Origin of the sequence: Desulfosarcina sp. (assembly GCF_033791525.1) — a bacterium.
Classification (GTDB): Bacteria; Desulfobacterota; Desulfobacteria; order Desulfobacterales; family Desulfosarcinaceae; genus Desulfosarcina.
Window position 1 is genome coordinate 1 of sequence record NZ_JASJGN010000080.1, and the last position, 8,894, is coordinate 8,894.

Below are 8,894 nucleotides of genomic sequence, written 5' to 3' on the forward strand. Positions count from 1 at the left end.
CCGGGCGCTGGGCAACACCGCGGCCGAATACCGTGGCGTTGATGTTGGTGGCGAACTGGTTGATCTGGGGAATCACCTCGCCCATACCTTGGGTCTGGGCGAAGAAAGGCAGCGGCGCCTGCTGGCCGTTAACGTCCACCATTTTGGCGTCGATGCTGACGCTTTCGCCAAATACCGTCAGGCTGCCGAATAGCACATAGTCGGCCTGCAGTTTGCCGCCCACCAGCAGTGCGCGGCTCTGGCCTTCGAAACCCTCGACCGATGCCAGGGCCGCCTTGGTTTCTTTTTCATTGATCACCTCGACCTTGTCATGCCAGGCCAGGCGGGAACCGAGCATGTCCAGGATGCCCTCTTGAAGAAAGGTCATGTCATTTTTCGCGTTGACGTCAAAGGGAAGAATGGCCACCCGGGCGGGGGCGGCGAAAACCGTAACGGCATTGAAAAGCAGGGTCAGGAAGAATAGTGTCAATAGGGTGTTGCGGATCAAGTTGCGAGAATCGTTCTTCAATGGGGGTCTCCTGTGTGTATGGCTTTCTCTGGATTCCCGCCTGCGCGGGAATGACATGGATTGTGAATTTAGAGAAAAGTTGATTGTTCCGTAAAAAGTTGAAAATTCTTCTTTGTTGTCATCCCCGAGTAAGCGGGATTCCAGAATTTAGATCAGACCGTGGTAAATATCATTCCAGCTTGGATTGTTTTTTTCAATCAGTTTGATCTTCCATTCGCGGTTCCATTTTTTGATGCGCTTTTCCCTCAGGATGGCTTCTTCGACATTGTTGTGTGCTTCGAAATAGACTAAAAATCTTTATGCCGTATCGTTTGGAAAAGCCATCGACAAGTCCATTTTTATGCTGCCAGGTGCGTTTGATGAGATCAGAAGTGATACCTGTATAAAGTGTCCCGTTGCGTTTGCTGGCAAGAATGTACACATAGTATTGTTTGTCGGTCATTTTTTGTTGGGTCATCCCCGCGAAGGCGGGGATCCAGTCTCTTTTACCCTAATTTCTTCTGTAAAAGCTCATTCACGATCTTCGGATTGGCCTTGCCCTTGGTTGCCTTCATCACCTGGCCGACAAAAAAGCTGATCAGCTTTTTCTGGCCGCCGCGATAGCGTTCGACTTCATCGCTATGGTTGGCGATGACGGCATCGACGATGGGGTCGATGGCCGATGTGTCGGACACCTGCACCAGTCCCTTTTCCTCGACAATGGTTTTGGCCGGCCGCCCGGTTTCGGCCATGACCTCGAAGACTGTTTTGGCGATTTTCCCGCTGATCACATCGGCATCCAGCAGCTTCAGCAGCCCGGTCAGGTTTTTTGGCGAGACCGGCGAGTCTGCAATGTCCAGGCCCTTGGCGTTGAGCAGGCCCAGCAGGTCGCCCATGACCCAGTTGGCCACCGTTTTGGGCTGATCGAATTCAGTCAGACAGGCTTCGAAATAGTCGGCCAGTTCGCGGCTGCCGGTCAATACCCGGGCATCGGCGGATGGCAGGCCGTAATCTGCCATATACCGGGCCTGGCGCTGGGCTGGAAGCTCGGGCATCTGCTCGCGCATGCGCTCGATCCAGTCCGGGTCGATCACCAGTGGCAGCAGGTCCGGATCGGGGAAATAGCGGTAATCATGGGCATCTTCCTTGCCGCGCATGGACACCGTCTGGCCTTTGTCCGGCTGCCACAGGCGGGTCTCCTGGACCACCTGGCCGCCATCGAGAAGGATCTCCTTCTGGCGGGCCATTTCATAAAAGATGGCCTTTTCCACGTGCTTGAAGGAGTTGAGGTTTTTCACTTCGGCCCGGGTTCCGAAGACGGTCGACCCCTCGGGCATAATGGATACGTTGGCGTCGCAGCGGAAGCTGCCTTCCTCCATGTTGCCGTCGCTGATATCCAGGTATCGCAGGATGGAACGGAGCTGGCGCAGGTACTCGCCGGCGGCTTCGGGGCTGCGGATGTCCGGCTCGCTGACGATTTCCATCAGCGGCACGCCGGTTCGGTTCAGGTCAACCCGGCTGACGGGGCGGTCCGGATCGTGGATGAGCTTTCCGGCATCCTCTTCCATGTGAATGCGGGTGATGCCGATACGCAGGGACCGCCCGTCAATCTCGATGTCCAGGTAACCGTCGGTGGCAATGGGCAGTTCGTATTGGGAGATCTGGTAGCCCTTGGGCAAGTCCGGGTAAAAATAGTTCTTGCGTGCGAACCGGCTTTCCGCCTGGACGGTGCAGTGGGTTGCCAGGGCCATTTTGATGGTGCAGTCCACCACTTTCTTATTGAGCACCGGCAACACCCCGGGCATTCCCAGGCACACCGGACAGGTGTGGGTGTTCGGGGGGGCACCGAAAGCGGTGGAGCAGCCACAGAAAATTTTAGTCCGGGTTTTCAGCTGGGCGTGAACTTCAAGGCCGATGACGGGGGTAAATTCCATCTGATTAAGTTCTTTTCGTTGGTTGCCGGCTATTCGTGAAATCTTCCTCTGCCTCGCAAAAGCATGCACTATCACCAACGGCAATGATTGTAAAGGCCGGTATGGCGGTGCTTTGGAATGCATGGGCAGTGCAAAAATAACTATCGTCGCACGATCACCGAAACGGGTTTGGTGAGTCTTCATGTAATTGCTAAATCATCCTCACTCAGCCATCGCGGTCTACATGATCGTTTATCAATCATAGTTAGATGAAGGATCGATGAAGGTGAGATGACCGTTGTCGACGGGATGGCAGATTTCCCGGACGGCGGGTTCGACAAGTCTGCCCCCGAAAGGGCGTGTTGGATTGAGAATCCAATACCCGTGCAGGGTCTCAAAAAAGGGGGGCATCGAACTCCCTTTTCTGGTATATAAGGGGGAATTCTGAAAATAGAATCCCCCGGTGCACGGCCGGTTTTCAAACTGCGGCCATCGGACAGCGCTGTTGTTACGCATGAAGGTTTTTACCCATCACCACCAAAGGAGAACTGAAATGGCCGAGACTGTTATTGTCGACATGCTGGAGAATCACATCGGTGAAATCACCCTGAACCGTCCAGACAGCCTCAACACCTTTACGCTGACCCTGGCATCCGAACTCACGGCCGCCCTGCTGGAGCTGGACGGTGATCCATCGGTCAGGGTGATTATTTTGAAAGGAGCCGGCAAGGCCTTTTGTGCGGGCATCGATGTGGGGGATTTTTTCGGCAAGAGCACCAACGAATACCGGGTGTGGATCGAGTGCATGGAGACCCCCCTGGAGACCATCAGCCGCATGAATAAGCCGGTGGTCGCCCAGGTGCACGGCGTGGCCGCGGCCAACGGCGCCGGCCTGGTGGCTGCCTGCGATCTGGCGATTGCCGCCGACAACGCCCGCATGGGCCTGACCGCCATCAATGTGGGCCTCAACTGCGTGGGGCCCGTGATCCCGGTCACCCGGTCCGTGGGCCGCAAGCGGGCCATGGAAATGCTTCTATATGGGGAGTTGCTCAAGGCCCCGGCGGCCCTGGACATGGGGTTGATCAACAAGGTGGTGCCGGCGGACGACCTGGAGATAGAAGCCCGGCGCTGGGCCGCTGTACTGGCCGCCAAGAGCCCCGTAGCCGTTCAGAACGCCAAGTCAGCCTTCTATGCCGCCGCCGACCTGAGTTACGACAAGGCGTTTGCCTACATGAACGAGGCCTTCGCCCGGTTGTGCTCCACCGAAGACGCCAAAGAGGGCGTCTCGGCCTTTCTGGAAAAGCGTAAACCGCAATGGCAGGAGAAGTAACACCGTTCCGGGCATCGTGGACCGCTCACGATAAAAATCTTGACGCCCGGAAGTTGTCGAACTACGCTTATCCTATATCCAACATGCTGATCGTTCCAACCGGGCGCGGACACGGTTTCGTCATCACGACCCTCTCGCATATTCCCTATCTGACTTCAATGAACCTATCGCCAGTTAAGCCGACTACATGAGTGAACCGGAAATCGACAAACGCCTCGAACCCACGTTGATGAATTCGCAATAAGTTAAAAATTCTTCTTTGTTGTCATCTCCGCGAAGGCGGAGATCCATAAGTTTCAAATGGTTATAGATAGTGCTGATAAAGCTTCACGACGTGCCCCGCCTTCGTGGGAATGACGCCATTGGGGACTTTTTACCGGCAGGAAAGCCGTTGGTTCGACGTTCCGCATCAAAACATCGCCATGGACAAGCACAACAGGGAGGGTGTGAATCATGAATGAAAAATCGAAAGGTTGGGAATTCCGTGTGACTGAGATGGATCTTTTTTCAGGTCTGGACTTGAACGTCATGGGAGAGATCGCCGACACGGCCTGCACTGAAGAAATCTATTCCAAGGCAACGCTGATTTTCAATGAAGGCGATTCGGCAGATGCCCTTTTCATTCTGGGCAAAGGCGCTGTTGACCTTAAGATTGGCGGGGAAAAAACGGTCTATCGCCTGACTGACGAGAGTGACATCTTCGGCTGGTCAAGTCTGGTTGAGAACGCCCGGTACACCGCCACTGCAATCGCAACCGCAGATATTCAGGCAGTCAAAATCGATACCCGAAAAATGAATCGGGTGTTTAACGACAATCCTGCTTTCGGGCTTGCCGTTTACCGGCGTCTTTCAGCTGTTTTTAACAAAAGGCTTTCCAGTATCTACCATCGGTTTCTGTCCGTTTAACTGGTGTCCATCCAGAAATAGGCAAATTGGGTTGAGATCAAGGCATGCGAAAAATTTTACCGGAGGCATGTAGTTGATATTCTGAGGATAAAATTTTGAGCATAACGCAGATATCAGGCAAATTGGCCATTTGTGGATGGGCACTAACTATGATTCCGGGGTCATATCCCCCTTTGGGACGGTGTGGCACCCGTTTACCGATGCAGGTGCGACCTCCCGCTCACGGCCGAGCCCATAGACAAGGAGATGCAACAATGATCAGAATCCACATTCGGCGGCATGTATCCGAGGACAATCAACAGGCGTTGATGGCACTGATCAACCAGATGCGGTCGGCCATCGTGGGCAATCCCGGTTATGTGTCCGGCGAAACGCTGAAACGGATCGATCAACCGGGTGAGATCCTGGTGGTATCGAAATGGCAATCCCATTTCTACTGGAAGCAGTGGCATGAAAGCAGGGAGCGCGCGGCCTTGCAGGCCGATATTGACAAGCTGCTGGGAGAGCAGACTCAATACGAGATTTACGAATATGAATAGAACCTATCTCAAAAATAGTCTAAGTGCCCATGGCGGCGTTATGAAACGGCTCAACATGCTCACATACTACCTGTATGCTGCGCTATTTCGCCGTTGCATGCCTTGCCCTGAACCCTGATCCTTATTTTTGAGATAGGTTCTATAAATCAGCTGAAACTGGATTAATGCAAGCGCCCGCCGCACGTGAGCCCGCCCGCCAGGTCCGGCGCTCACATGTTTTTTACCTTGGCGATCAGTTTGTCGAACATTTCAACCTCGACAACCGGTGACGTGGTAAATGAAATCCCGGTCAAGGTATTCAGGGCCACCGACGTGGCAAAGGCGTTGTCCGCATCCGGAAAATCCAGCGTAAAAACCAGGTCGTGCTTGCCCATGACCGCATACATCGATATGACCTTCCCGCCGTTGGCTTTAATCACCTCAACGGCTTTTTCCGTCCTGTCCTGGCTGATGTTCTGCATTGCCTGCGTCGTGTACTTTCCAAACATCATGAAAATCGGCATTTTTCTCCTCCTTTGAAGACGATAGATGAATGACGAAAAAGGGTCGATTCCATATGGACCTTCAGATTGCGGGCCGGTTTGCGGCAGTGCTATACGGGTTGAAACTGAAGAGATCCGCATCTATGACAACAAGAGAAAGACGTATAACGAGGCGAAAAAAACATGCTCAACAGCTGCCGGTATCGGCGCGGCAATCAATGCAGGCGTGAAGAATTGCAATAATCAATGGGATAACTGGATTATAGACGAAAATCATGTGTGCGGCAAGGCTTCGATCCTTCGGATGGCAGGTTGAGGATAATAAAAACGGCGGACTGGCGGCAAGCCGTGTCAATGGGCTTGCCTTCAACCATCCGCTGATTTAAAAAGAGCGGACTCGAGGTAAACGACGATCCGAAAGTGACTGCAGTATGAAAAAACTCATTGTTGGAATCATCGCACTCAGCGCGATTGCGGCGATCTATCATTTCATCACGCCCTCTGCTGCGATTGTCAACCGCACGCCGTCCGGTGGGGCAATCGTTTGCTTCGGCGACAGCCTGACCTACGGGACCGGTGCATCCAAAGGGATGGATTATCCGGCCCAATTGTCGCGCATGATCGGCCTGCCAGTCATGAATGCCGGTGTTCCCGGCGACACCACCACAAGGGCCCTGAAACGGCTGAATGGGGTGCTCGACAGACAACCACGGGTGGTCCTGATTACCCTGGGCGGCAACGATCTGAAAAACGGTATTTCCAGGCAGACCGCCTTCGACAACCTGCGGGCGATCATCCGATCCGTTCAGGCCGAGGGCGCCCTGGTCATCATCGGCGGCATCGAGATCCCTTTCTACGGCAAGGGCTTTGGTGGCGCCTATCGGGAACTGGCCGAAGAAACCGGGTCGGTGCTGATTCCCAATGTATTCGACGGCATCATGGGAACACGCAGCCTGATGAGCGACCCCATCCACCCCAACAGCCAGGGGTACACCGTCATGGCGCAACATTTTTACCGGGCCCTTCAGCCGTATTTGTAACCCTTATTGACCCCCCCATCTTTCATCCGGCATTGATTAATTCTGGCAGAGGCCTTAACGTGGGTCGTTGCCTTGAAGCGGGAATTCCAATAAAAAGCAGAGCAATGGCAAAAAAAATGGATGTGCTGCCGGAATCTGGCAGGCGTTCGGTCTGAAACCGTGAAGCGAAATAAACATGGCGGCCTCCTACGATATTCAGATGAAAGTGCCTTTCCACGACCTGGATCCCATGCAGGTGGTCTGGCACGGCAATTACTTCAAATATTTTGACGTGGCCCGATTCGGTCTCTTTGAATCGGTGGGCGTCGATCTATACGGCTATCTTAAATCCCGTCAGATGGTGTTTCCCATAACCCGGTCTTCCGTCAAGCACATCCTGCCGCTGCGGTTTGACGACACCTTCATCTGCCGGGCGACAGCGACCGAAGCCCGCTATAAGATCGCCATGGATTTTGAAATCCGCCGTCCCGACACCGGCGAGATCTGCACCCGGGGAAAGGGCGAACAGGTGGCCGTGAAACTGCCGGACATGACCCTGGAGTTCGAAATCCCGCCGGAGATCACCCGGGCGCTGGGGTGTTGACCATGGATCGATCCTTCCTTCAGGCCTTCACCCGGGCCCTGGTGGCCGGCTGCGAGCGGGTCGCGGCCTGGGCGGACCTGCTGGACGAGATCAACGTCTTTCCCGTTGCCGACGGTGATACGGGCCGCAACCTGAAAATCAGCCTCGGCCCCCTTGGTCGCGCCAATGGGGTTCCATCCGTGCTCTCTCATGCGCTGATCCGATCGGCCACGGGAAATTCCGGCAATATCGCCGCCGCGTTTTTTTCAAGGTTCCTGTCGGAAGCGGAATCCGGCGGAATGCATCCGTCGGTGGCAGCCGGCCGGGATGCCGCCTGGCATGCCGTGGCCGATCCCAAGCCCGGCACCATGCTGACGATGTTCGACGCCCTGGTCCAGGCCACGCAGAAATGGCCGGACCGCGTTTTCAAGGTCGATGTCGACGGTATCGTCGACCATCTGGACAAGGCGGTCCGCTCGACAGTTGAGCTGCTGCCGCAGCTGAAACGGGCCGGTGTGGTGGATGCCGGTGCCCTGGGCATGTTCATCTTTTTCGAAGGCTTTTTCTGTCGGCTGGAAAGTGAAACGGCGGATATGGTTCCGGTGACCGAGCGCTTTGCCGGTCTGCTCAATGTGACAGGCGACATTGAAGGCGGTCAATTTCCCGGCTATTGTGTGAACACGATCATCCGTGCACCGGGATCCGTTCACCTGACATCCGGAACCACCGGGCTGGGGGAAAGCGTGGTGGCCGTTGCGGACGGTGATCGCCTCAGGCTTCACCTTCATACCCAAAATCAACAGGAAACCCGGTCGCGGCTCGAAACCCTGGGCGATATTGTCGACTGGCAGGCAGAACCCATGGACGCCGGTGCACCCGGGCCGTTTCCTTTGGTTGACGGCCAATCGGTTCACGTGATGACCGACGCGGCCGGATCGATTACCCGGGCGGAGGCCCACACGCTCGGCATCACCCTGCTGGACAGCCAACTGGTGGTGGACGACCGCAGCGTTCCCGAAACGCTGTTCGATGCGCAGCAGCTTTACGGGGCCATGTCTGCCGGTCGGCGGGTGTCTACTGCCCAGGCCTCGGTGTTCCAGCAGCATCAGAGCTACCAGAGCGCCCTGGGCCGATACGACGATGTGCTTTACCTGACCGTGGGCTCGGTATACACGGGCAACAATGCCACGGCCAGCCGGTGGTGCGAGACACGCGGTATGGCAGACCGTTTCATCGTGATGGATACCGGCGCCGCCTCTGGCCGATTAGGCCTCATCGCCAAGCTGGTCGCCCGGTTTGCCCGGTCGGGAAAACCGTTGAAGGTGGTGGCTGAATTTGCCCGACAGGCCATAGATGGCTGCGGTGAACTGATTTTTCTGGACCAGCTCAAATATCTGGCCGCCGGCGGGCGGATTTCCAAATCCAAGGGATTTTTCGGCGATCTTATCGGCATCAAGCCGGTGATCAGCCCCACTGCCGACGGCGCCGCCAAGGTGGGCACGGTCAGAAAGGCCGCCGATCAGCTTCCCTTTACACTGGGATATCTGAAACAGCGGTTTTCGCCAGACGACCGGTTGACGATCCTGTTGCAGTTTTCCGACAACGAGAAGCGGGTTCGGAAAGCCATTGGGCCTG

At 55.4% G+C, this 8,894-nt stretch carries 11 protein-coding genes and 1 pseudogene; 7 read left to right on the forward strand and 5 right to left on the reverse strand.

Features of this window, described 5'->3' with window-relative positions:
- From QNK41_RS03930 to QNK41_RS03945, 4 genes and pseudogenes are all read right to left on the reverse strand, one after another.
- A pseudogene (locus QNK41_RS03930) lies at positions 1-508 on the reverse strand (hypothetical protein); the annotation flags it as partial.
- Positions 509-701: 193 nt separating this feature from the next.
- Positions 702-950 carry a GIY-YIG nuclease family protein gene (locus QNK41_RS03935; RefSeq protein ID WP_319253969.1) on the reverse strand — a complete coding sequence of 83 codons (249 nt, stop codon included), beginning with the start codon at positions 948-950 and terminating at the stop codon, positions 702-704.
- Positions 951-993: 43 nt separating this feature from the next.
- A complete protein-coding gene (gatB, locus tag QNK41_RS03940; protein ID WP_319253971.1) occupies positions 994-2,421 on the reverse strand; it encodes an Asp-tRNA(Asn)/Glu-tRNA(Gln) amidotransferase subunit GatB in 1,428 nt (475 codons plus the stop codon).
- Between the two features lie 234 nt (positions 2,422-2,655).
- The gene (locus QNK41_RS03945) at positions 2,656-2,811 is read right to left on the reverse strand and encodes a hypothetical protein (protein WP_319253973.1); all 156 of its coding nucleotides are present in this window, start codon (positions 2,809-2,811) and stop codon (positions 2,656-2,658) included.
- 142 nt (positions 2,812-2,953) lie between these two features.
- Here QNK41_RS03945 and QNK41_RS03950 point away from each other — a divergent pair, with 142 nt between their 5' ends.
- The 3 genes from QNK41_RS03950 to QNK41_RS03960 all read left to right on the forward strand — a co-directional run bounded on the left by QNK41_RS03950 (position 2,954) and on the right by QNK41_RS03960 (position 5,175).
- The gene (locus tag QNK41_RS03950; RefSeq protein WP_319253975.1) at positions 2,954-3,730 is read left to right on the forward strand and encodes an enoyl-CoA hydratase/isomerase family protein; all 777 of its coding nucleotides are present in this window, start codon (positions 2,954-2,956) and stop codon (positions 3,728-3,730) included.
- A gap of 453 nt (positions 3,731-4,183) precedes the next feature.
- The gene (locus QNK41_RS03955) at positions 4,184-4,636 is read left to right on the forward strand and encodes a cyclic nucleotide-binding domain-containing protein (RefSeq protein ID WP_319253977.1); all 453 of its coding nucleotides are present in this window, start codon (positions 4,184-4,186) and stop codon (positions 4,634-4,636) included.
- Between the two features lie 254 nt (positions 4,637-4,890).
- Entirely contained in the window at positions 4,891-5,175 is a 285-nt protein-coding gene (locus tag QNK41_RS03960) for an antibiotic biosynthesis monooxygenase family protein (RefSeq protein WP_319253979.1), read from the forward strand.
- Between the two features lie 209 nt (positions 5,176-5,384).
- On the opposite strand, the gene QNK41_RS03965 is transcribed toward QNK41_RS03960, so the two are convergent.
- A complete protein-coding gene (locus QNK41_RS03965) occupies positions 5,385-5,678 on the reverse strand; it encodes a GYD domain-containing protein (protein ID WP_319253981.1) in 294 nt (97 codons plus the stop codon).
- Positions 5,679-5,703: 25 nt separating this feature from the next.
- Between QNK41_RS03965 and QNK41_RS03970 the strand changes: the two genes are divergently transcribed.
- The 4 genes from QNK41_RS03970 to QNK41_RS03985 form a co-directional block, all read left to right on the forward strand.
- Entirely contained in the window at positions 5,704-5,973 is a 270-nt protein-coding gene (locus tag QNK41_RS03970; RefSeq protein WP_319253983.1) for a hypothetical protein, read from the forward strand.
- A gap of 115 nt (positions 5,974-6,088) precedes the next feature.
- A complete protein-coding gene (locus QNK41_RS03975) occupies positions 6,089-6,697 on the forward strand; it encodes an arylesterase (RefSeq protein ID WP_319253985.1) in 609 nt (202 codons plus the stop codon).
- Positions 6,698-6,872: 175 nt separating this feature from the next.
- Positions 6,873-7,280, forward strand: coding sequence for an acyl-CoA thioesterase (locus QNK41_RS03980; RefSeq protein WP_319253987.1), 408 nt, complete (start codon positions 6,873-6,875; stop codon positions 7,278-7,280).
- Between the two features lie 2 nt (positions 7,281-7,282).
- The coding region (locus tag QNK41_RS03985; protein ID WP_319253990.1) for a DegV family protein at positions 7,283-8,894 on the forward strand (1,612 nt) is incomplete at its 3' end.